The following is a 25,413-nucleotide window of genomic DNA, read 5'->3' on the forward strand; positions in this document are numbered from 1 at the left end:
TACAACGTATGGGGCACGTTCCACATGGCGAATGAAGAACGGCTTCGGGATTACCTCAAGTGGGTCACCGCGGACCTGCATGAGACCCGTCGGCGCCTGAAGCAGCTGGAATCGCAGCAGCAGGAGCCGGTCGCAATCGTCGGGATGAGCTGCCGCTTCCCCGGTGGTGTGAGCTCGCCGGAGGAATTCTGGCGGCTGCTGCACACCGGAGAGGACGCCATCTCCGAGTGGCCGCAGGACCGCGGCTGGGATGCCGATGCGTTGTACGACCCGGAGGCGGACGGGTCGGGCACGAGCTACTCGTGCAAGGGCGGCTTCGTCTACGAGGCCACCGAATTCGACCCCGGTTTCTTCGGGATCTCACCGCGCGAGGCACTCGCGATGGACCCGCAGCAGCGGCTGCTGCTCGAAGCGTCCTGGGAGGCTTTCGAAGGCGCCGGAATCGACCCTCTCGGTCTGCGGGGAAGCCGCAGCGGAGTGTTCGTCGGGGCCAGCGGCCAGGAATACGGCGCCGGTCTTCGCGATGTTCCCGACGATGTCCGCGGCCATCTGCTGACGGGCAACTCGACCTCGGTCGTGTCGGGGCGTGTCGCGTACACACTGGGCCTTGAGGGCCCCGCGGTCACCGTCGACACGGCCTGCTCCTCCTCCCTGGTCGCGCTGCACCTGGCCTCCCAGGCCCTCCGGTCCGGCGAATGCACGCTCGCCCTGGCGGGCGGGGTGACCGTGATGGCCACGCCCGGTGCGTTCATCGAGTTCAGCCGGCAGCGCGGCCTGGCGGCCGACGGCCGCTGCAAGGCGTTCGCGGAGGCCGCGGACGGCACGGGGTGGGCCGAGGGCGTCGGCATGCTGGTGCTGGAGCGCCTTTCCGATGCCCGGCGCAACGGCCACCGGGTGCTGGCGGTCGTCCGCGGCACCGCCGTGAACCAGGACGGCGCCTCCAACGGTCTGACCGCGCCGAACGGCCCCTCACAGCAGCGGGTGATCCGGCAGGCGCTCGGGGCGGCCGGCCTGGCGCCCTCCGACGTGGACGCGGTCGAGGCACACGGCACGGGGACGTCGCTGGGCGATCCGATCGAGGCGCAGGCACTGCTGGCGACGTACGGTCAGGAGCGGAACGCCGAGCGGCCGTTGTGGCTGGGCTCGGTGAAGTCCAACATCGGGCACACCCAGGCGGCAGCCGGCGCGGCCGGCGTCATCAAGATGGTGCTGGCACTGCAGCACGGCATCCTGCCGCAGACCCTGCACGTCGATGAGCCGTCGTCGCACGTGGACTGGTCGGCGGGCAACGTGCGACTGCTCACCGAGGCCGTCGAATGGCCGGAGAACGGGCGACCGGGCAGGGCGGCGGTCTCCGCCTTCGGCGTCAGCGGCACCAACGCGCACGCGGTGCTGGAACAGGCACCGGAGGCGGAGCCCGCACCGGAAGAAGAGCAGACGGACGACACGGCCGCAGCCGTGCGGCTGCCGTTGGTGCCGTGGGCGCTCTCGGCTCGTAGTGACGACGCCCTCCGCGAGCAGGCCCGAAGGCTGCTCTCCCACCTCGACGCCCATCCCGGGCACGACATTCGCGACCTCGCCCGCTCGCTCGCCTCGACGCGCGCCGCACTGGAGAACCGCGCCGTCGTCCTCGGCGGCAGCAGCACGGAAATCGTCGCGGGACTGCACACGCTCGCGCGCGGCGAGCACGCCGACAACATCGTGCGCGGGACGGACCGGCCCGGAACCAAGACGGCCTTTCTGTTCGCGGGCCAGGGCTCCCAACGCCCGGGGATGGGGCGGGAGTTGTACGACACCTTCCCGGTCTTCGCGGACGCCTTCGACGCGGTGTGTGCGCACTTCGACGGCGCGTTGGAGTCTTCGTTGCGGGGTGTGGTGTTCGGCGAGGACGCGGAGGTGCTGAACCGGACGGAGTTCACGCAGCCGGCGTTGTTCGCGGTGGAGGTGGCGCTGTTCCGGCTGGTGGAGTCGTTCGGTGTGCGGCCGGATTTCCTGGTGGGGCATTCCATCGGTGAGTTGGCGGCCGCGCATGTGGCGGGCGTGCTGTCGCTGGAGGATGCGTGTCGTCTGGTCGCGGCGCGTGGCCGGTTGATGCAGGCGTTGCCCGCCGGCGGGGCGATGGTCGCCCTGCAGGCCACCGAGGACGAGGTGCTGCCGCTGCTGGCGGGCCAGGAGCAGCGGGTGAGCATCGCCGCGGTGAACGGTCCGCGGTCGGTCGTCGTCTCCGGCGAGCAGTCCGCGGTGGCGGAGATAGCGAGCCGTTTCGAGTCCGAGGGGCGGAAGGTGAAGCGGCTGCGGGTGAGCCATGCCTTCCACTCGCCGCTGATGGAGCCGATGCTCGACGAGTTCCGTGCCGTCGCCGAGAGCCTGACGTTCGAGGAAGCCCGTATCCCGGTGGTCTCGAACGTCACCGGCGAACTCGCCACGCCGCAGGAATTGACGTCCCCCGACTACTGGGTGCGGCATGTCCGTGAGGCCGTCCGCTTCGCCGACGGTGTCCGCTGGCTGTCGGAGCACAGCGTCGCCCGCTGTCTCGAAATCGGGCCCGACGGCACGCTCACCGCGATGGCGCAGGCGTGTGGGGAGGGCCCCGAGCAGGTGGCGGTTCCCGCACTGCGGAGCGACCGCCGCGAGGCGGAGCACGTGGTGACGGCGCTCGCGCAGCTGTATGCCCACGGTGCGGTGCTCGACTGGGCCGCGCTCCTGCCCGGGACGCGGGCCGTCGATCTGCCGACCTACCCCTTTCAGCGTCAGCGCTATTGGCTGGCGGCGACCGGGACCGCGGCCGAGAACGCCGCGCCCCACGCGCTGGAGTCAGCCGACGCGCGGCTCTGGGACGCGATCGAGCGCGGTGACGCGGCGGCGCTGGCCGGGGAACTCGCGATCGCCGGTGATGCCTCGTGGGATGAGGCGCTGACCGCGCTGTCGTCGTGGCGGCGGCAACGGCGTGCGCGGTCGTTGGTGGACGGCTGGCGGTATCGGGTGGAGTGGAAGCCGCTCGCCGCGCAGCCCGCTGGGGTGCCGGACGGCCGCTGGCTCGCGGTGGTGGCAGCCGGGGACGTGCACGCCGAGGCCGTGGTGGAGGGGCTGGCGGCACGCGGTGTGCAACTGGAGCGGGTGGAGTGTGCAGCGGGGGAGTCGGACCGGGGGCTGCTCGCCGCCCGTGTGCGCGAGGTGGCCGGTGCGGAGCCGGTCGCGGGTGTGTTGGCGGTGGGTGCCGCGGACGCGGTGCGTACCGCGGTGCTGGTGCAGGCGCTGGGGGATGCCGGTGTCGGCGGGCGCGTGTGGGTGGTGACGCGGGGGGCCGTCGCGATCGGACGGTCGGATGCCGGCCCCGATCCGGTGCAGGCGGCGGTGTGGGGCGTGGGCCGGGTGGCGGCGCTGGAGCATCCGGACCGTTGGGGCGGTCTGGTGGACCTTCCGGAGGCCGTGGACCGCAGGGCGCTCGACCGACTGGCCGGAGTTCTCGCGCACGACACAGAGGACCAGGTGGCGGTGCGGGCCTCCGGCGTCTTCGGACGCAGGCTGGCGCACGCCCCGGCCCCCTCAGGCGACGGCACGGCCGACGGCTGGCAGCCGCACGGGACGGTGCTCATCACGGGCGGTACGGGCGCACTGGGTGCCCGGGTGGCGCGTTGGGCGGCCGAACGCGGCGCCGAGCAGGTGATCCTCACCAGCCGTAGGGGCCCGGAGGCTCCCGGCGCCGCGGAGCTGGAGTCGGAGCTGTCCGCCCTCGGCGTACGAGTGACCGTGGCGGCCTGCGATGTCGCCGACCCGGACGCCGTCGAGGCGTTGCTCTCCGAACACCCCGTGGACGCCGTCTTCCACGCCGCCGCCGTCCTCGACGACGGCGTACTCGACTCCCTCACGCCCGAGCGGTTCGCCGCCGTCCTGCGCGCCAAGGCCGCCTCGGCCCTGAACCTGCACGAGTCGACCCGCGGCCACGACCTCTCCGCCTTCGTCCTGTTCTCGTCCTTCGCCGGCACCATCGGCGCCGCCGGCCAGGCCAACTACGCGGCCGCCAACGCCTTCCTGGACGCCCTGGCCGAGCGGCGGGCGGCCGAGGGCCTGCCCGCCACCTCCCTCGCCTGGGGGCCGTGGGACGAGATCGGCATGGCGAGCGACGAGTCGATGGCCCAGCGCATGCGCCGGGGCGGCGTCTCCCCGCTGCGGCCGGACCTCGCCATCGACGCCATGGAGACCGCGATCCACTCCGGTACGCCCGGCCTGGTGATCGCCGACATCACCTGGCCGGACTTCCGTTCCGCCTTCGCCACGGTCCGCCCGAGCCCGCTGATCGGTGACCTTCCGGAGATCCGTACCGCGGTCGAACCCGCCGCCGGGACGGACGACGAGGACGGCCGGTCCGGCCTGCACCGACAGCTCGCGGGACTGGAGCCGGCCGAGCAGGAACGCGTACTCACCGATCTCGTCCGGTCCTACGCCGCCGGGGTGCTGCATTACGCGGGTCCCGCCGAAGTACCGCCGAACCGGCCCTTCCGGGACCTCGGTGTCGACTCGCTGATCGCCGTGGAACTGCGGAACGCCCTGAGCCTGGCCAGCGGAATCACCCTGAGCGCGACGGTGGTCTTCGACTACCCGACACCGGCGGAACTGGCCGGCTTCCTGCGCACCCGGATCGCCCCGGCGCACGCGGACGCCGCACAGGCGGCGACCCCCTCCGCGGTCGACGGCGACCCGCTCGCCATCGTGGGCATGAGCTGCCGCTTCCCGGGCGGGATCGACTCACCGGAAGCCTTCTGGAAGCTGCTGTCGGACGGCGCGGACGCCGTCGGAGCATTCCCCGCCGACCGCGGCTGGGACCTGGCCTCGGTCCACGACCCCGACCCGGAGCACCCGGGAACCACCTACGTCAACGTCGGTGGCTTCCTGAAGGACGTGGACCGGTTCGACCCCGCCTTCTTCGGGATGAGCCCCCGGGAAGCGCTGGCCACCGATCCACAGCAGCGACTGCTCCTCGAAGTGGCCTGGGAGGCGCTGGAGCGCGCCGGCATCGACCCGCACTCTGTGCGGGGCAGCCGGGCCGGCGTGTTCGTGGGCACGAACGGCCAGGACTATCCGGCACTCCTGGCCCAATCCCCGGACGACTTCGACGGCTATATCGGCACCGGAAACGCCGCGAGCGTGGTGTCCGGACGCGTCGCCTACACCCTCGGCCTGGAGGGCCCGGCGGTGACCGTGGACACGGCGTGCTCGTCGTCCCTGGTGGCCCTGCACTGGGCCGCGCAGGCCCTGCGTTCCGGCGAGTGCGACATGGCGCTGGTGGGCGGCGTGACGGTGATGTCCACGCCCGGAGCGTTCGTGGAGTTCAGCCGGCAGCGCGGACTCGCTCCCGACGGACGGTGCAAGGCGTTCGCCGCGGGCGCCGACGGCACCGGCTGGGGTGAGGGCGTCGGCATGCTGCTCGTGGAGCGGCTGTCGGACGCCCGGCGGAACGGCCACCGCGTACTGGCCGTCGTGGCCGGATCCGCCGTGAACCAGGACGGCGCGTCGAACGGCCTGACGGCACCCAACGGCCCCTCCCAGCAGCGGGTGATCCGCCAGGCACTGGCGAGCGCCGGCCTGACGGCCTCGGACGTGGACGCGGTCGAGGCCCACGGCACGGGAACGGCACTCGGCGACCCCATCGAGGCACAGGCCCTGCTCGCCACCTACGGCCAGGACCGCGACACCGACCGGCCGCTGTGGCTGGGCTCGGTGAAGTCCAACATCGGGCACACCCAGGCCGCCGCCGGTGTCGCCGGTGTCATCAAGATGGTGCTGGCCCTCCAGCACGGCGTGCTCCCGCGCACCCTGCACGTGGACGCGCCCTCGCCCCATGTCGACTGGTCGGCCGGCACCGTACGCCTGCTCACGGAGCCGGTCGCCTGGCCGCTCGACGACGAGACGGCAGGCCGTGTCTGCCGGGCCGGTGTCTCCTCGTTCGGCATCAGCGGTACCAACGCACACGTGGTCCTCGAAAGCGCCCCGGAACCGCCGGTCACCACCGAGGTCGTCCCGGCCGCCGCGCCCGAACGGCTGCCCCTCACCCCGCTGGTGCTCTCGGCACGCACCGAGGCCGCCCTCCGCGCACAGGCGGCTCGCCTGCACACGGCCTACGAGGACGACCCCACACGGGACCTGGCGGACGTGGGCTTCTCCCTCGCCACGACCCGCTCCCTGCGCTTCGACCACCGCGCGGTCGTGCTGGCGGACGACCCTGCGTCGGCGGTCCAGCGCCTCGCCGCGCTCGCCGACGGCCACCGGACCCCCGGCCCCGGCGTCATCCGTGGCGCCCAGGCGGAAGGCCGGCTGGCCCTGCTGTTCACGGGCCAGGGCGCGCAACGGCTGGGCATGGGCCGGGAACTGTACGCCTCCTTCCCGGTGTTCGCGGACGCGTTCGACGCGGTGTGCGCGCACTTCGAGGGCGAGTTGGGGTCGTCGCTGCGGGGTGTGGTGTTCGGTGACGAGGCCGAACCGCTGAATCAGACGGGGTTCACCCAGCCGGCGTTGTTCGCGGTGGAGGTGGCGCTGTTCCGGCTGGTGGAGTCGTTCGGCGTACGGGCCGACTTCCTGGTGGGGCATTCCATCGGTGAGTTGTCGGCGGCGCATGTGGCGGGGGTGTTGTCGCTGGAGGATGCCTGCCGGCTGGTCGCTGCCCGCGGCCGGTTGATGCAGGCGCTGCCGGCGGGTGGCGCCATGGTCTCGATCCAGGCGTCGGAAGCCGAGGTGTTGCCGCTGCTGGAGGGCCAGGAGCAGCGCGTGAGCATCGCGGCGGTCAACGGACCGCAGTCGGTCGTGGTCTCCGGTGCGGAAGCGGCGGTTGCCGAGATCGCCGGGCACTTCGAGTCCGAGGGGCGGAAGGTGAAGCGGCTCCGGGTGAGCCATGCTTTCCACTCGCCGTTGATGGAGCCGATGCTGGGGGAGTTCCGGGCGGTCGCGGAGAGCGTGTCCTTCGCGGCGCCGCGTATCCCGGTGGTCTCGAACGTCACCGGTGAACTCGCCACGGCGGAGCAGTTGACGTCGCCTGATTACTGGGTGCGGCACGTCCGGGAGGCCGTCCGGTTCGCCGACGGTGTGCGCTGGTTGGAGCAGCAGGGGGTATCCCGGTTCCTGGAGATCGGGCCGGACGGCACCCTGACCGCCATGGCACAGCTCTGCCTCTCGGCACCTGCTGCGCTGCTGCTCCCCGCCCTGCGGAAGGACCGCTCCGAGACGGAAGCCCTGCTGACCGCCGTCTCGCAGGCGTTCGTGCTCGGCACGGACGTGGACTGGGCCACGTGCTTCCCCGCCGCCCGGCGAGTGGATCTGCCCACGTACGCATTCCAGCGCGAGCGCTACTGGCCGACGCCCGCACCCGCCGCCGACCCGACCGAGAACTGGCGCTATCGGGTGCAGTGGAAGCCGCTCGCGGTGCCGTCGGGTGGGGTGCTGGGGGGCCGTTGGCTCGCGGTGGTGGCTGCTGGGGACGCGTATGCCGAGGCCGTGGTGGAGGGCCTGGCGGCGTGTGGTGTGGCGGTTGAGCGGGTGGAGTGTGCCGCGGGGGAGGTGGACCGGGGGCTGCTGGCTGAGCGGGTGCGTGCGGTGGCCGGCGAGGAGCCGGTGGCCGGGGTGCTGGTGCCGGCTGGAGCCGACACGGTGGGTACCGCGGTGCTCGTGCAGGCCCTGGGGGATGCGGGTGTGCGTGGGCGCGTGTGGGTGGTGACGCGAGGGGCTGTCGCCATCGGTGAGTCGGATGGTGGTCCTGATCCCGTGCAGGCGGCGGTGTGGGGCGTGGGCCGGGTGGCGGCGCTGGAGCTGCCGGATCGTTGGGGCGGTCTGGTGGATCTCCCGGAGACCGTGGACCGCCGGGTGCTTGACCAGTTGGTCGCGGTACTTGCGCACGGAGCTGAGGACCAGGTGGCGGTGCGGGCTTCCGGGGTGTTCGGGCGGCGCCTGGTGCACGCTCCGGCCCCGGCTGGCGACGTGGCGGGTGGCTGGCGGCCGCGTGGGACGGTGCTGATCACGGGGGGTACGGGAGCACTGGGCGCCCGGGTGGCGCGTTGGGCGGCCGAGCGTGGTGCGGAGCATGTGGTCCTGACCAGTCGTCGTGGTCCGGCTGCGCCCGGTGCGTCGGAGCTGGAGGCGGATCTGTCCGCCCTCGGTGTTCAGGTGACCGTCGCGGCCTGTGACATCGCCGATCGGAAGGCCGTCGAGGAGCTGCTGTCGGGCTGTGCGGTGGACGCTGTTGTCCATGCGGCGGGGGTGGTGGATTCCGTGCCGTTGGGCGATGCGGGTGCGGGGCACTTCGCTGAGGTGATGGGGGCGAAGGTTGCCGGTGCGGTGGTGCTGGACGAGGCACTGCGCGACCGCGAGCTGGATGCGTTCGTGGTGTTCTCGTCGATCGCCGGTGTGTGGGGGAGTGGTGGTCAGGCGGCGTACGCGGCCGGGAACGCCTTCGTCGAAGGGTTGGTTCAGGCGCGTCGTGCCCGGGGTGCGGTGGGTTGCGCGGTGGCGTGGGGCCCGTGGGCCGGCGGCGGCATGGCCGGCGTGGAGGGCGCGGAGGAACACCTGCTGCGGCGAGGGCTGAGGGCGCTCGATCCGGCTCTCGCGGTGTCGGCGCTGGAGTCGGCCGTCGGCGCGGGTGAGGGTTCGGTGGTCGTGGCGGACGTGGAGTGGGAGCGGTTCGCTCCGGCCTTCACCGGCGCCCGTCCGAGCCCGTTGCTGGAAGACCTGCCGGAGGTACGGGCGGCATTGGCTGTCGGCACCGGCAGTGCGGATGCCGGTGCCGGCGCGATGCGGGAGCGGTTGTCCGGGCTGTCGGATGTGGAGCGGGAGCGGGCGCTGCTGGAGTGGGTGCGTACGCACGCCGCAGCGGTCCTCGGCTACCACAAGCCTGCGGATCTCGAAATCGGCGCCACCTTCCGGGACTTGGGCTTCGACTCGCTCACCGCGGTCGAGCTGCGCAACGGGCTGAACGCCGAGACCGGCCTTCGGCTCCCCGCCACTGTGGTCTTCGACTATCCGACGCCGAGCGACCTGGCCGGTTTCCTGGACGCTGAGCTGTTCGGGACCGGGACGGAAACGGCGGCCTCCGGTCAGCCCGCGCCGGCTTCCGTCTCGGACGATCCGGTGGTCATCGTCGGGATGAGCTGCCGGCTTCCCGGTGGCGTGGCCGGCCCCGAGGACCTGTGGCAGCTGGTGGCAGGAGCTGAGGACGCGATCTCCGGCTTCCCGACGGACCGTGGCTGGGACCTCGAATCCCTCTTCGGGGACGACGCCGACCAGGCAGGTGCGAGCCGCACGCGCGCGGGCGGATTCCTGCGCGATGCCGCCCAGTTCGATCCGGCGTTCTTCGGGATCAGCCCCCGGGAAGCGGTCGCGATCGACCCGCAGCAGCGGCTGCTGCTGGAGACCTCCTGGGAGGCCCTCGAACGCTCAGGCGTCAGCCCCACGTCGGTCAAGGGCAGCCGGACCGGCGTATTCGTCGGCGCCAGCGCTTCGGGTTACGGGGCAGGGCTGCGGGAGGCGCCGGAAGGACTCGGCGGCCACCTGCTCACCGGAAGCTCGGGCGCTGTGGTGTCGGGCCGGGTCTCGTACGCGCTGGGCCTGGAGGGCCCGGCCGTCACGGTGGACACGGCGTGCTCCTCGTCGCTGGTCGCCCTGCATCTCGCCGCGCAGTCGCTGCGCTCGGGGGAATGCGACCTCGCCCTCGCCGGTGGTGTGACGGTCATGGGCAACCCCGGAGCCTTCGTCGAGTTCAGCCAGCAGCGGGGTCTTGCTGCTGATGGCCGGTGCAAGGCGTTCTCGGATGCTGCGGATGGCACCGGTTGGGCCGAGGGCGCCGGTGTGCTGGTGGTGGAGCGCCTGTCGGATGCGCGGCGGAACGGGCATCGGGTGTTGGCGGTGGTGCGTGGCAGTGCGGTGAATCAGGATGGTGCGTCCAATGGGCTGACGGCGCCGAATGGTCCGTCGCAGCAGCGGGTGATCCGGCAGGCGTTGGGGGCGGCTGGTCTGTCCGCGTCGGACGTGGATGTGGTCGAGGCGCACGGGACGGGTACGTCGCTGGGCGATCCGATCGAGGCGCAGGCCCTGCTTGCCACGTACGGGCAGGGGCGGGACGCCGGGAGGCCGTTGTGGCTGGGCTCGGTGAAGTCGAATATCGGGCATACGCAGGCGGCCGCCGGCGCGGCCGGTGTCATCAAGATGGTGCTGGCGTTGCAGCACGGCGTTCTGCCGCAGACCCTGCATGTCGATGAGCCGTCGTCGCATGTGGACTGGTCGGCGGGCAATGTGCGGCTGCTGACCGAGGCCGTCGGGTGGCCGGAGAGTGGCCGACCGGGTCGGGCGGCGATCTCCGCCTTCGGCGTCAGTGGGACCAATGCTCATGTGGTGATCGAGCAGGCTCCGGTGGAGGAGAGCGCGGAAGCCGGGCCGTTGGACGTGGTCGGCGGCGTGGTGCCGTGGGTGGTGTCGGCGCGGAGCCGGGACGGGCTGCGGGCGCAGGCGCAGCGGTTGTTGGCGTATGTGGAGGCCCGTCCCGAACTCGGCGCGTCCGAGGTGGGGTTCGCGCTGGCCACGACTCGTTCGGCGTTCGAACACCGGGCTGTCGTCCTCGGCACCGAGCGCGCGGAACTCCTCGAAGGTCTTGCCGCCGTGGCAGAGGGCACAACTGCGCCCCATGCGGCAACGGGCACGGTGGATGCAGGAGGACGACTGGCTCTGCTGTTCACGGGGCAGGGCGCGCAGCGGTCGGGTATGGGCCGGGAGTTGTATGACGCGTTCCCGGTGTTCGCTGATGCCTTTGACGCCGTCTGTGCGCACTTCGACGGCGAGTTGGCTGCTCCGTTGCGGGATGTGGTGTTCGGCGATGAGGCCGAGCTGCTGAACCGGACGGGGTTCACTCAGCCGGCGTTGTTCGCGGTGGAGGTGGCGCTGTTCAGGCTGGTGGAGTCGTTCGGTGTGCGGCCCGACTATCTGGTGGGGCATTCCATTGGTGAGTTGGTGGCCGCTCATGTGGCGGGCGTGCTGTCGCTGGAGGACGCGTGTCGGCTGGTCGCGGCGCGTGGCCGGTTGATGCAGGCGCTGCCGGCGGGTGGCGCGATGGTCGCCCTTCAGGCCACCGAGGACGAGGTGCTGCCGCTGCTGGAGGGCCAGGAACAGCGCGTGAGCATTGCCGCGGTGAATGGTCCGCGGTCGGTCGTGGTCTCCGGCGAGGAGTCCGCGGTGGCGGAGATAGCGAGCCGCTTCGAGTCCGAGGGCCGGAAGGTGAAGCGGCTTAAGGTGAGCCACGCTTTCCATTCCTCACTGATGGAGCCGATGCTCGACGAGTTCCGTGCCGTCGCGGAGAGCGTGTCGTTCGAGGAACCCCGTATCCCGGTGGTCTCGAACGTCACTGGCGAACTCGCCACGCCGCAGGAATTGACGTCCGCTGACTACTGGGTGCGGCACGTCCGTGGGGCGGTCCGCTTCGCCGACGGCGTCCGCTGGCTGGCGGACCACGAGGTCACCCGGTTCCTGGAGATCGGCCCGGACGGCACCCTGACCGCCATGGCGCAGGGCTGCCTCGACAGTGACGTGGACACGGACCATGTCCTGATCCCGGCCCTGCGCGGCGACGACCGCGGCGAGATATCCGCCGTACTCTCCGCCGCCGCGCGCGCATTCGCCCACGGCATCACCATCAACTGGCAGACGCTCTTCTCCACACCCGATCTCACCCCCGCCCCCCTCACCCCCGTCGACCTCCCCACCTACGCCTTCCAGCACCAGCGCTACTGGCTGGAGGTCCCCTCCGCCACCGCAGACGCCTCGTCGATCGGGCTTGCCTCGGCCGGGCACCCGCTCCTCGGCGCGACGGTGTCCCTGGCCGGTGGCCATGAGGTGGTGCTGACCGGGCAGCTCTCGCCACGCACGCAGCCGTGGCTTGCCGAGCACCGCATCGCGGGTGCGATCGTCGTCCCGAGCACCGCGCTCCTGGAGCTGGCGGTGCGTGCAGGAGACGAGGTCGGCTGCTCCCACGTCAGGGAACTCGCCCTCGAAGCGCCGCTTGTGCTCGCCGAGGACGGTGCGGTTCAGCTTCAGCTCCGCATCGAGGAACCGGATGCCTCCGGTGACCGCGCGCTCGGTGTGTACGCACGTCCCGCGGCAGCCCCGGCCGATGCGGCCTGGACGCGGCATGCGAGTGGTGTCCTGGCGGAGAGCGGCTTGTCGGAGTCCTTCGACTTTGCCGCGTGGCCGCCTGCCGGTGCGCAGGCCGTGGACATCGACGACCTGTACGACGGGCTGGAGGCGGCCGGGTTCGCGTACGGCTCGGCCTTCCGCGGCCTGCGGGCCGTTTGGCGGGGCGCCGACGGCGTGTACGCCGAGGCTGAACTGCCGGAGTCCGCGTCACCCGAGGAATTCGCTCTCCATCCCGCGCTGTTGGACGCGGCACTCCATCCGCTCGGCCTCGGGCTGCTGGACGGTGTGGCGACGGAGGCCGTCCTGTTCGCGTGGAGCGGCGCCTCTCTGCACGCGACCGGCGCGACCGCGCTGCGGATCCGGCTGGCCCGCCGTGGGCCCGACGAGGTGTCCCTCCAGGCCGCCGACGGCTCCGGTCAGCCGGTGATCGCGGTCGAGTCGATGCTGATGCGCAGGATGGGTGAGCTGCGGGACGAGCGGACACCTTCGCTGCCGGCCTCGCTGCTCCGTCTCGACTGGGCTCCGGTCGCCGTGGCAGGGGCCGGGGAGTCGGACGGCGGCGAGGACGCGGCGGCGGATGCCGATGAGCTGCGGCTGACGGTAGTGGGGAGCGACCCGCTGGACCTGGCCCAGACACTGGGCGCACACGCCGCCGAGGCCGCCGTCGACGCCACGACGGACGCCGACGCCACGACCGCCGCGACGACCGGCACCGTGCTCGTGACCGGTCTCGCCACAGGGGCCGAGGCACGCACCACCCTCAGCGCGTTCCGCGAACGACTGGCGCAGGAGTCATCGCCGGCCCGTCTGGTGTTCGTCACCCAAGGTGCCCTCGCCCTCGGTGACGAGGCACCGGACGCGGCGGCCGCCGCTCTCTGGGAAGAGCTTCGTGTCGTCCAGGCCGACCACCCGGGCCGGATCGTGCTCATGGACGTCGATGACGACCTCGACTCCCACCGTGCACTGCCGGCCGCGCTGGCCACGGACGAGCCCGAGCTTGCGGTCCGCAGGGGTGAGGTGTCGGCCGCGCGACTGGTCCGGTGCGCATCGAGCACCGCCACCGCCCTGGACGTGGAGCCCGGAGGAACGGTCCTGGTCACCGGCCCGTTCGCCGAACAGCTCGCCGCCGCCCTCGAAGCCCAGGGAGACATCCGGACCGTCGCCTACCCGGTCCAGGACGCGGCAACGGACGCCGGTCAGGATCCCCACAACCTGCAATCGGCCATCGCCACAGCCCGAGCAGACGGGCGCCCGCTCAGCGCCGTCGTGCACACCGCCGACCTCAGCCGGAGCCGCGATGTCGACACGGCCCGCACCCTCGATGAGCTGACCCGCCGCCCCGGCGCGGACGGTGCTCCGCCCGCGCTCATCCTCCTCGGCGTCGGCGGCCCGGCCGTCACCCCGCCGAGCGGGCGGCTGGCCGCTCTCGCCCATCGCCGTGCCGCCGCCGGCCTCCCGGTGCTGGCGCTGCTCCCGCCGTCCGGAGCCGAGACGCCGGGGCTGTCGCCGGTGTCGGTGGAGGAAACCGCCGCGCTGCTGGGCGCGGCCCAGGCCACCGGCCGGACAGTGCTGCATTCCGCACGGGTGGACCGCGCCGCGCTGCGCGCCTCCACCGCCCCGCTGCCGCCCGTCCTGCGCGCCTTGGCGCAGGGCTCCGGGCGCCGGATCGCCACACGCGAGCAGGCCACCGCGGCCTCCGGCCTGGCGCGCCGCCTCGCGGGGAAGGGCGCCGCCGAACGCGGCCGCGCGCTGCTCACCGTCGTCCGTACCCAGGTCGCCCACGTCCTCGGCTACGCGGGGCCCGACGAGGTGGAGTCCTCCCGGAGCTTCACCGACCTCGGCTTCACCTCCCTCACCGCCGTCGAGCTGCGCAACCAGCTCAGGGAAGCGACGGGTATGGCATTGCCCGCCACACTCGTCTTCGACTACCCGACCCCGGTGGCGCTGGCCCGCTACCTGGACGGTGAACTCACCGGAGAGACCAGCGACGTGGCGCCCGTGGCGTCCGGTGCGCCGCTCGACAACGACCCCATCGTCATCGTCGGGATGAGCTGCCGCTACCCGGGCGGCATCCGCACGCCCGAGGAGCTGTGGGAGCTGGTCGCCGCGGGCGGCGACGGGATCTCCCCGTTCCCCGCGGACCGGGGCTGGGACCTCGCCGGCCTCTACCACCCGGACCCCGACCACCCGGGCACCTGCTACACCCGCGAAGGCGGCTTCCTGCACGACGCGAGCCACTTCGACCCGGGCTTCTTCGGCATCAGCCCGCGCGAGGCGCTGTCGATGGACCCGCAGCAGCGCCTCCTCCTCGAAGCGTCGTGGGAGGCCCTGGAGCGCTCCGGGATCGACCCCGCGGCCGCCCGTGGCACCCTCACCGGCGTCTTCGCGGGCGTCACCTACCAGGACTACATCGGCATCCTCGGCGGGGCGCAGGAGAGCTTCGAGGGGTACGTCGGCACCGGTAACTCGCCCAGTGTGCTGTCCGGGCGGATCGCCTACACCCTCGGCCTCGAAGGGCCGGCCGTCAGCGTCGACACCGCCTGCTCCTCGTCCCTGGTCGCCCTGCATCTGGCCGTCCAGTCGCTGCGTCAGGGCGAGTGCGATCTCGCGCTCGCCGGCGGTGTGACGGTGATGTCCACCCCCGGCTCGCTCATCGAGTTCAGCAGGCAGCGGGCGCTCGCCGAGGACGGCCGCTGCAAGCCGTTCTCGGCCGACGCCGACGGCGCGAGCTGGGCCGAGGGCGTCGGCATGGTGGCCGTCGAACGGCTCTCCGACGCCCGGCGCAACGGGCATCCCGTCCTGGCCGTCATCCGCGGCAGCGCCCTCAACCAGGACGGTGCCTCCAACGGCCTCACGGCCCCCAACGGCCCCTCCCAGCAGCGCGTCATCCGCCGGGCCCTGGCCGTCGCCGGACTGACCCCCCAACAGGTCGACGCGGTCGAGGCGCACGGCACCGGGACCACCCTCGGCGACCCGATCGAGGCCCAGGCCCTGATCGCGGCCTACGGACAGGACCGTGACGAGGACCGGCCGCTGTGGCTCGGCTCGCTGAAGTCGAATATCGGGCACAGCCAGGCCGCCGCCGGCGTGGGCGGCGTCATCAAGATGGTGATGGCGCTGCGCAACGGGCTGCTGCCCAGGACGCTGCACGCCGAGGAGCCCAGCCCGCACGTCGACTGGGCGGCGGGCCAGGTACGCCTGCTCAACGAGGCCGTCGCCTGGCCGGACGCGGCCGAGCCCCGCCGGGCCGGTGTCTCCTCGTTCGGCATGAGCGGCACCAACGCCCACGTCATCGTCGAGGAGGCACCCCGGCAGCCGGCACCGCGCGAGACCCCGGAGGTGTCCGTCCTCCCCGTCGTGCCGGTGCCCCTGTCGGCGCGCAGCGAGGAGGCCCTGCGCGACCAGGCCGCCCGGCTGCGCTCCCACCTGCTCGCCCGACCCGGCGAATGCGACCTGCCCGGCATCGGCTTCTCGCTCGCCACGACCCGTTCCGCGTTCGAGCACCGGGCGGTGCTCGTCGCGGCCGACCGGGACGACCTCGACCGCGGCCTGCGCGAGATCGCCGAAGGCGCGATGGTGTCCGACGTGCCCCGGGGCGTCGCCCGCGACGGCAGCGCCCGCCCCGTCCTGGTCTTCCCCGGCCAGGGCAGCCAGTGGGCCGGTATGGCACGCGAACTGCTCGACACGTCAACGGTGTTCGCCGAGCGGCTGGCCGCCTGCGAGCGCGCCCTCGACCCGTTCGTCGACTGGTCGCTGACGGCCGTCCTGCGCGGCGGCACCGACGCACCCGACCTCGAACGCGTCGACGTCATCCAGCCCGCGCTGTGGGCCGTCATGGTGTCGCTCGCCGCACTGTGGCGCTCCTACGGGGTCGAACCCGACGCGGTCGTCGGACACAGCCAGGGAGAGATCGCCGCCGCCGTGGTCGCCGGGGCGCTGACCCTGGACGACGGGGCACGGGTGGTGGCCCTGCGCAGCCGGGCCCTGACCGCCATCACCGGAAGCGGCGGCATGATGTCCGTCCAGCTGTCCGCCGGTGCGGTGCGCGAACGCATCGAGCGGTGGGGCGAGCGGCTGTCCGTCGCCGCCGTGAACGGCCCGGCCTCCGTCGTGGTCTCCGGTGCCGCGGACGCGCTCGACGAAGTCTTTGCCGCGCTCACCGCCGATGGCGTGCAGGCCCGCAAGGTGGCCGTCGACTACGGCTCGCACTCGGCACAGGTCGAGGCGGTGCGGGCCCGGGTCCTCGACGCCCTGGACGGCATCAGCCCGGCCGAGGCCACCATCCCGTTCTTCTCCACGGTCACCGGCCAGTGGCAGGACACCACCGGCCTCGACGCCGACTACTGGTACACCAACCTGCGGCAGACCGTACGGTTCGAGGACGCCCTCCGCGGCCTGGTGGCCGCCGGACACCGTGCCTTCATCGAAGTCAGCCCGCACCCCGTGCTGTCCGGCGGCATCCGCGACTGCGTGGACGCACTCGGCACGGACGCCGCCGTGCTCGGTACCCTCCGCCGCGACGCGGGCGGCCCCGGCCGGTTCCTCACCTCCCTCGCCGAAGCCCACGCCCAGGGCGTGACCGTCGACTGGACCGCCGTCTTCGCGGGCACCGGCGCACACCGCGTCGACCTGCCGGCCTACGCCTTCCAGCGTGCGCGGTACTGGCCCCAGGCACGCGAACTGGCCGCCGCCGGCAGCGAGGACGGACCGCTGTCCGACGCCGTCGAGGCGAAGTTCTGGGAGAGCGTCGAACGCGAGGACCTCCAGGCGCTGACCGACGCGCTCAACCTGGACGGCGACGATCCGCTGAGCGCCGTACTGCCCGCCCTGTCGTCGTGGCGCAGGAACAGCCGCGAGAAGTCCACCGTCGACAGCTGGCGCTACACCGTGCGCTGGTCCCCGCTCGCCGAGCGCACCGCCGCCGCCCTCCACGGCACCTGGCTGCTGGTAGCCCCGGCGGCGGAGTCCGCCGACGGCCATGTGACCGCCGTACAGGACGCCCTCACCTCTCACGGCGCCCGGGTGCGCCGCGTCGACCTGGACCCCGAGGACGGCACCTGCCGTGAGCGGACCGCCGGCCGGCTGCGCGAGGCACTCGAAGACGACGACCTCACCGGAGTCCTCTCGCTGCTCCCGCTGGACGAGCACGCGCACCCCGCACACCCCGCCGTGCCCGTCGGACTGTCCGGGACCCTGGCCCTGGTCCAGGCCCTCGGCGACCTCGGCATCGAGGCGCCCCTGTGGTGCGGTACCCACGGAGCGGTCGCCATCGGCCGGTCCGAGTCCGTCACCCACGCCCACCAGGCCCTGGTCTGGGGCATGGGCCGGGTCGCCGCCCTGGAACACTCCGACCGCTGGGGCGGCCTCATCGACCTGCCCGAAACGCTCGACAAGCGCGCCGCCGACCGCCTCTGCGCCCTGCTCGCCGGCCCGGACGGCGAGGACCAGATCGCCCTGCGCGGCTCCGGAGCCTACGGCCGCCGCCTGGTACGCGCCCCCCTGGCGGGCACCCCGCCGCAGCGCGCCTGGCGGCCCCGCGGCACCGTCCTCGTCACCGGCGGCACCGGAGCCGTCGGTGGCCACATCGCCCGCTGGCTCGCCCGCGAAGGCGCCGAACACCTGCTGCTCACCAGCCGCCGCGGCGCCGACGCACCGGGCGCCGCAGAACTCGAAGCCGAACTCACCGCGCTCGGCTCCCGCGTCACCCTCGCCGCCTGCGACGTCGCCGACCGCGACGCGCTGCGCGACCTGCTGGCAGCCGTCCCCGAGCAGTACCCGCTCGACGCGGTCATGCATGTCGCCGGCTCCCTCGACGACGGCGTCATCGACTCCCTCGACCCCGGCCGCATGGACACCGTGCTGCGCGCCAAGGTCACCGCGGCGCTCAACCTCGACGAGCTGACCCGGGACCGGGACCTGTCCGCCTTCGTGCTCTTCTCCTCCACCTCCGGCACCATCAGCGGCCCCGGCCTGGGCAACTACGCCCCCGGAAACGCCTTTCTCGACGCACTCGCCGACCGGCGCCGCGCCGGAGGGCTCCCCGCCACCGCCGTCGCCTGGGGCCACTGGTCCGGAGACGGCATGGGCGAGGGCGCCGTCGGCGACCGGCTCCGGCGCTACGGCGTCTACGACATGCAGCCCGAACCGGCCTGCGGCGCGCTCCAGCAGGCCCTCGACCACGACGAGAGCTACGTCTCCGTCACCGACCTCGGCTGGGACAAGTTCACCCCCGCCTTCACCGCCTCCCGGCCCAGCGCACTGCTGCGCGACCTCCCGGACGCCCAACGCGTCCTGGAAACGGCACAGGAGAGCGACGACACCGGGTCGGACGCCGCCAAGCTGCTCCAGCACCTCGCCGGACTCACCGAACCCGAACGCGCCGCCATGGTCCTGGACGTCGTCCGCAGCTATGTCGCCACCGTGCTCGGCTACGCCGGCCCCTCCGCCGTCGACCCCGAACGCGCCTTCAGCGACCTCGGATTCGACTCGCTCAGCGCCGTCGAACTGCGCAACGGCATGAACGGCATCACCGGTCTGCGGCTGCCCGCGACCCTCGTCTTCGACTACCCCACCTGCGCGGCGCTCGCCGACTTCCTGCTCGCCGAATTGTCCGACACGACAGCCCAGGACGGGCCCGCATCGGCGCCGTCCGCCACACCGGCCGCACAGGCGGAGCACGACGAACCGGTGGCGATTGTGGCGATGAGTTGTCGGTTCCCGGGTGGTGTGGCTTCGCCGGAGGAGTTGTGGGGGTTGTTGGTTCGGGGTGGGGAGGGTGTGGTGCCGTTCCCAGTGGATCGTGGTTGGGATGTTGCGGGGTTGTATGACCCGGAGCCGGGTGTGCCGGGGAAGGTGTCGACGTGTTCGGGTGGGTTTTTGTCGGGGGTTGGGGATTTCGATCCGGCGTTTTTCGGTATTTCGCCGCGTGAGGCGGTGGCGATGGATCCTCAGCAGCGGTTGTTGTTGGAGGCGTCGTGGGAGGCGTTGGAGCGGGCGGGGATTGTTCCTGGGTCGTTGCGTGGTTCGCGGACGGGGGTGTTTGCGGGGACGAATGGTCAGGATTACACGGGGTTGTTGGTGGCGTCGGGTGAGGAGGATTTGGGGGGTTATATCGGTACGGGTAATGCGGCGAGTGTGGTGTCGGGGCGGTTGTCGTACACGTTTGGGTTTGAGGGTCCTGCGGTGACGGTGGATACGGCGTGTTCGGCGTCGTTGGTGGCGTTGCATTTGGCGGTGGGGTCGTTGCGTGCGGGTGAGTGTGATCTGGCGTTGGCGGGTGGGGTGACGGTGATGTCGACGCCGGGGTTGTTTGTGGATTTCAGTCGGCAGCGGGGGTTGGCTGCGGATGGTCGGTGTAAGGCGTTTTCGGATGGGGCGGATGGTGCGGGGTTTTCCGAGGGTGTGGGTGTGTTGGTGGTGGAGCGGTTGTCGGATGCGCGGCGGAACGGGCATCGGGTATTGGCGGTGGTGCGTGGCAGTGCGGTGAATCAGGATGGTGCGTCCAATGGTCTGACGGCGCCGAATGGTCCGTCGCAGCAGCGGGTGATCCGGCAGGCGTTGGGGGCGGCTGGTCTGTCCGCGTCGGACGTGGATGTGGTCGAGGCGCATGGGACGGGTACGTCGCTGGGCGATCCGATCGAGGCGCAGGCCCTGCTTGCCACGTACGGGCAGGGGCGGGACGACGACCGGCCGTTGTGGTTGGGGTCGGTGAAGTCGAATATCGGGCATACGCAGGCGGCTGCGGGTGTGGCGGGTGTCATCAAGATGGTGCTGGCGTTGCAGCACGGTGTTCTGCCGCAGACGCTGCACGTGGATGAGCCGTCGTCGCATGTGGACTGGTCGGCGGGCGATGTGCGGTTGCTGACGGAGCCGGTGCAGTGGCCGGAGGCCGGCCGTCCGCGTCGGGCCGGTGTGTCGTCCTTCGGCATCAGCGGCACCAACGCCCACACGATCCTGGAGGAGGCCCCGTCCGAGGACGCCGGCCGGTCCGAGGGCATCGCCCCTGACGAGGATGCCCGGGTGGCAGGCGAGAACGCCCGGAAGGCAACGGAGGCCGCTCCCGCCCCCTGGGTGATCACCGGAAAGACCAGGTCCGCCCTCCGCGCGCAGGCCGCCCGGCTGCTCGCGCACGTCGAAGCGTTCCCGGCTCTGCGGACCGTCGATGTGGGGCTGTCGCTGGCCACCACCCGGTCGGTCATGGAACACCGCGCCGTGGTCCAGGGGACGGACCGGGACGAGCTGCTCCGCGGCCTGGCCGCCGTGGCTGCCGACGAAGCCGCGCCGAACGCCGTCACCGGCACCGCAAAGACGGACGGCCGGCTGGCACTGCTCTTCACGGGCCAGGGCGCTCAGCGCCTCGGAATGGGAAAGGAGCTGTACGAGACGTATCCGGTCTTCGCGGATGCCTTTGACGCCGTCTGTGCCCACTTCGACAGCGAATTGGCGTCGCCGCTGCGGGGCGTGGTCTTTGACGAAGAGGCTCAGAGGGATGCCGATGGGGATACGGAGGCTCTGAACCAGACCGGTTTCACCCAGCCGGCTTTGTTCGCCGTCGAAGTGGCACTGTTCCGGTTGGTGGAATCCTTCGGAGTCCGGCCCGACTATCTGGTGGGCCATTCCATCGGCGAACTGGCCGCCGCGCAGGTGGCCGGCGTGCTGTCGCTGGAGGACGCGTGCCGATTGGTCGCGGCCCGCGGCCGGCTGATGCAGGAATTGCCGGCGGGTGGTGCGATGGTCGCCCTTCAGGCCACCGGGGAAGAAGTGCTGCCGCTGCTGGAAGGCCAGGAGCAGCGGATGAGCATTGCCGCGGTGAACGGTCCGAAGTCGATCGTGATCGCCGGTGCGGAATCCGCGGTGGCGGAGATCGCGAAGCACTTCGAGTCCGAGGGCCGGAAGGTGAAGCGGCTCCAGGTGAGCCATGCCTTCCATTCCCCGCTGATGGAGCCGATGCTCGACGAGTTCCGTACGGTCGCGGAAAGCGTGTCGTACTCGGAACCGCGTATCCCGGTGGTCTCGAACGTCACCGGCACGCTCGCCACGGCCGAAGAACTGACCTCTCCCGACTACTGGGTGCGGCATGTCCGCGGCGCCGTCCGCTTCGCCGACGGCGTCCGCTGGCTGGCGGACCACGAGGTCACCCGGTTCCTGGAGATCGGCCCGGACGGCACCCTGACCGCCATGGCGCAGGGCTGCCTCGACGGTGACCCGGGCGCGGACCACCTCCTCGTCCCCGCCCTGCGCAAGGACCGTCCTGAGGCCGCCGGACTGCTCACCGCGCTCGCCCAGGTGTTCACCGCCGGCACGCCGCTGACCTGGGAGGCCGCCTTCGCGGGCGGCGATGCCCGGCGCGTCGGACTGCCGACCTACGCGTTCCAGCGGCACCGCTACTGGCCCAAGCCGCCCGTCCTGCCGACCGGCGACATCAGCTCGGCGGGTCTCGGCTCGGCGGACCACCCCCTGCTCGGCGCGGCGGTCGAGGTGGCCGGCTCGGACGCCTTCCTCTTCACCGGCAGGCTGTCGCTGCGGACCCACCCGTGGCTCGGCGACCACGCGGTGACCGGCACCGTCCTGTTCCCCGGCACGGGCTTCCTCGAACTGGCCGTCCGTGCGGCCGACGAGGTGGGCTGCGACCGGGTGGACGAGTTCACGATCGCCGCGCCGCTCGTCCTGCCCGAGCGTGGCGCGGTGCGACTGCAGCTCGCGGTGGAGCCGCCGGACGACTCCGGGCGGCGGACGCTGAACCTGTACTCACGGCCTGAGGACGGCCTCGCCGATCAGCCGTGGGTGCTCAACGCCAGCGGCGTGGTGTCCACGGGAGCGGCCGCGGCCCAGGACGAGCCGTACGACTTCACCGACTGGCCGCCGCGTGACGCGGACGCCACCTCGGTCGACGACTTCTACGGCCGCTTCGCCGAGGCCGGCTTCGCCTACGGCCCGGTCTTCCGCGGGCTGCAGGCCGTCTGGCAGCGGGGCGACGAGATCTTCGCCGAGGTCGGACTGCCGGAGGAGCACGACGGGCTGGCCGGCGCGTTCGGTCTGCATCCCGCGCTGCTCGACTCCGCGCTGCACGCGATGATGTTCGTGTCCATGGAGGACGTCGGCCGCGGGCGGCTGCCGTTCTCCTGGAACGGGGTCTCCCTGAAGGCCGCCGGAGCCACCGCCCTGCGGGTGCGTCTGGTGCAGGCCGGACCCGAGTCGGTCTCTCTCGAACTGGCCGACCCCGCAGGAGGCGCGGTCGCCTCCATCGAGTCCTTGACGCTCCGTCAGGTCTCGGGTGAGCAGGTGAGCGGCGGCGCGGCCCACCACGACGCGCTGTTCCAGGTGGACTGGAATGCCGTGCCGACGCCCGCCGCCCCGTCCGACGAGCACTGGGCGGTCGTCGGGGACATGGCGCTGGCCGTGGCCCTGGACGGCACGGGCGTACGGGTGGAGGCGACGGACAGCCTGAACGAACTCGCCGACGAGGCGCCCCCGGTGGTGCTGGTCAGCACCACCGGCGCAGCAGACCCGGACGACGCTGCCGCCGGAGCGCACACCGCCGCCCACGACACGCTCGCACTGCTCCAGACCTGGCTGGCCGACGAGCGCTTCGCCGCCTCCCGGCTCGTCGTCCTCACGCGCGGCGCCGTGAGCGCCGCGGACGCGGACCACCCGGACCCGGCCCAGGCCGCAGTCTGGGGCCTGGTCCGAGCCGCCGGTGTCGAGAACCCGGGCCGGTTCACGCTGATCGACCTCGACGGCACGGCGGAGTCGACCGCCGCCGTGCCCGGTGCGCTGGCGAGCGGAGAGCCCGAGGCCGCGATACGGGCCGGTTCCCTGCACGTACCGCGACTGGCGCGGGTCGCGTCCGCGGACGCGTTGCGCCGGCCCGACACCGACGGGGACGCCTGGCGGCTCGACATCGCCGACAAGGGCACCCTGGAGAATCTGCGCCTGGCCGAATGCCCGGACGCCGAAGCCGAGCTGGGGGCCGGGCAGGTACGCATCGGGGTGCGCGCGGCAGGCGTCAACTTCCGCGATGTGCTCAACGCGCTGGGGATGTACCCCGGCGAAGCCGGTGCACTCGGCAGTGAGGGCGCCGGAGTGGTGCTGGAGGTCGGGCCCGGCGTGCGGGACCTGCGGCCCGGTGACCGGGTGATGGGCATGTTCTTCGGCGCCTTCGGGCCCCGCGCGGTCGCCGACCGCCGGCTGCTGGCCCGGATACCCGAGGGCTGGTCGTTCGCACAGGCCGCCTCGGTACCCGTCGTGTTCCTGACGGCGTACTACGCCCTGGTGGAACTCGGCGAGGTGCAGGCGGGCGAGTCGGTGTTGGTGCATGCCGCCGCGGGTGGTGTGGGGATGGCCGCGGTGCAGCTGGCGCGCCACCTGGGCGCGGAGGTGTTCGGCACCGCGAGCCCGGGGAAGTGGGAGACCCTGCGGTCGTCGGGTCTGGACCAGGCGCATATCGCGTCGTCACGTGACCTCGACTTCGAACCGTCCTTCCTCGCCGGGACCGGTGGCCGGGGTATGGATGTGGTGCTGGACTCCCTGGCGCGGGAGTTCGTGGACGCCTCGCTGCGGCTGCTGCCGCGCGGCGGGCGGTTCCTGGAAATGGGCAAGACCGACGTCCGTGACGCGCAGGAGGTCGCCGACGCACACGGAGGCGTGCGCTACCGCGCCTTCGACCTGTGGGAGGCCGGTCCCGAGCGGATCGGGGAGATGCTGACCGCGCTCCTCGACCTCTTCGAGCAGGGCGCCTTGCGGCCGCTGCCCGTGACGGCATGGGACGTGCGCAGGGCACCGGAGGGCTTCCGGTACCTCAGCCAGGCCCGGCATGTCGGCAAGGTCGTGCTGACCGTGCCGGCGCCCCTCGATCCGCAGGGCACGGCCCTGGTGACCGGAGGCACCGGTGGTCTGGGCGCGCTGGTGGCCCGGCACCTGGTGACCGAGCACGGCGTGCGCCACCTCCTCCTGGCCAGCCGGCGCGGCGCGCAGGCTCCCGGCGTCGACGCACTGCGCGACGAACTCGCCGCCCTCGGCGCCGAGGTCACCGTCGCCGCCTGCGACAGCGCCGACCGCGACGCCCTGCGCGGACTGCTGGACTCCGTACCGAAGCAGCACCCGCTCACCGCCGTTGTGCACACGGCCGGGGTGCTGGACGACGGCGTCCTGTCCTCGCTGACCCCGGAGCGGCTGGACAAGGTGCTCGCGCCGAAGGCCGACGCCGTGAGCAACCTGCACGAGCTGACCCGGGACGCGGATCTGGCGGCGTTCGTCGTCTTCTCCTCGGTGGCGGGGACGTTCGGCAGCGCCGGCCAGGCCAACTACGCGGCGGCGAACGCCTTCGTGGACGCGCTGGCCTGCCGGCGCGCCTCCCTGGGGCTTCCCGCACAGTCGCTGGCGTGGGGTGCCTGGGCGCCGGGCGTCGGCATGACGGGGGAGCTGAGCGAAGCCGATCTGCAGCGCATGGCGCGCGGCGGCATGCTCCCGCTCACGCCGGAACAGGGCCTCGGCCTGCTCGACACCGCCCGGGACCTGCCCCGCCCCCTGCTGCTGCCGATGCACCTCGACACGGCGCCCCTGCGGGAGCACCCCGAGGCCGTACCGCCGCTGCTGCGCGGCCTGGTCCGGGCGCCCGCCCGCCGCGGGGCCGCGAGCTCCGGCGCGGCGAAGGGAACGCCGGCACCGCAGGATCTGGCCGAGCGACTGGCCGCGCTGCCTCCGGCGGACCGCGAGCAGCATCTGCTCGACCTGGTCTGCGCACAGGTGGCCCTCGTCCTCGGACACGGATCCGCCGAGGACATCGAACCCGACCAGGCTTTCAAGGAGCTGGGCTTCGATTCGCTGACGGCGGTGGAACTCCGTAACCACCTCAACGCGGCGACCCAGCTCAGGCTGCCCGCCACCCTCGTCTTCGACTACCCGACGCCGCTCGTCCTGGTCCGCCATGTCCTGGACGAGATCGACCTGCCCGAGACCTCGGGTGCGCAGCCGGTCCTCGGTGAGCTCGCCCGGCTGGAGGCGGCGCTGGCCGGGGCCACGGTCGGAGACGAGGAACGGGCCGAGATCGCCGACCGGCTGCGGGCCCTGGCCGCGCACTGGCAGGGCGACCGCAAGCAGGAGCAAGGCGCGGATCCGTACGCGGAAACCGATGAGGACGACGGAGAACTGGCCTCGGCATCGACCGCGGGCGAACTCTTCGACCTCATCGACAAGGAACTGGGAACGTCGTGACCGGACGCGGGGAACCGCTCGGCTCTGTTCGAGGATGTG

At 72.5% G+C, this 25,413-nt stretch carries 1 protein-coding gene; it reads left to right on the top strand.

Translation table 11 applies throughout. From position 1 onward, the window contains the following. Positions 1–24 precede the first annotated feature (24 nt). Entirely contained in the window at positions 25–25,374 is a 25,350-nt protein-coding gene (locus K7396_RS33795) for a type I polyketide synthase (protein ID WP_223660302.1), read from the top strand. Positions 25,375–25,413: the final 39 nt, after the last annotated feature.

It is taken from the genome of Streptomyces angustmyceticus, assembly GCF_019933235.1.
GTDB lineage: Bacteria > Actinomycetota > Actinomycetes > Streptomycetales > Streptomycetaceae > Streptomyces > Streptomyces angustmyceticus.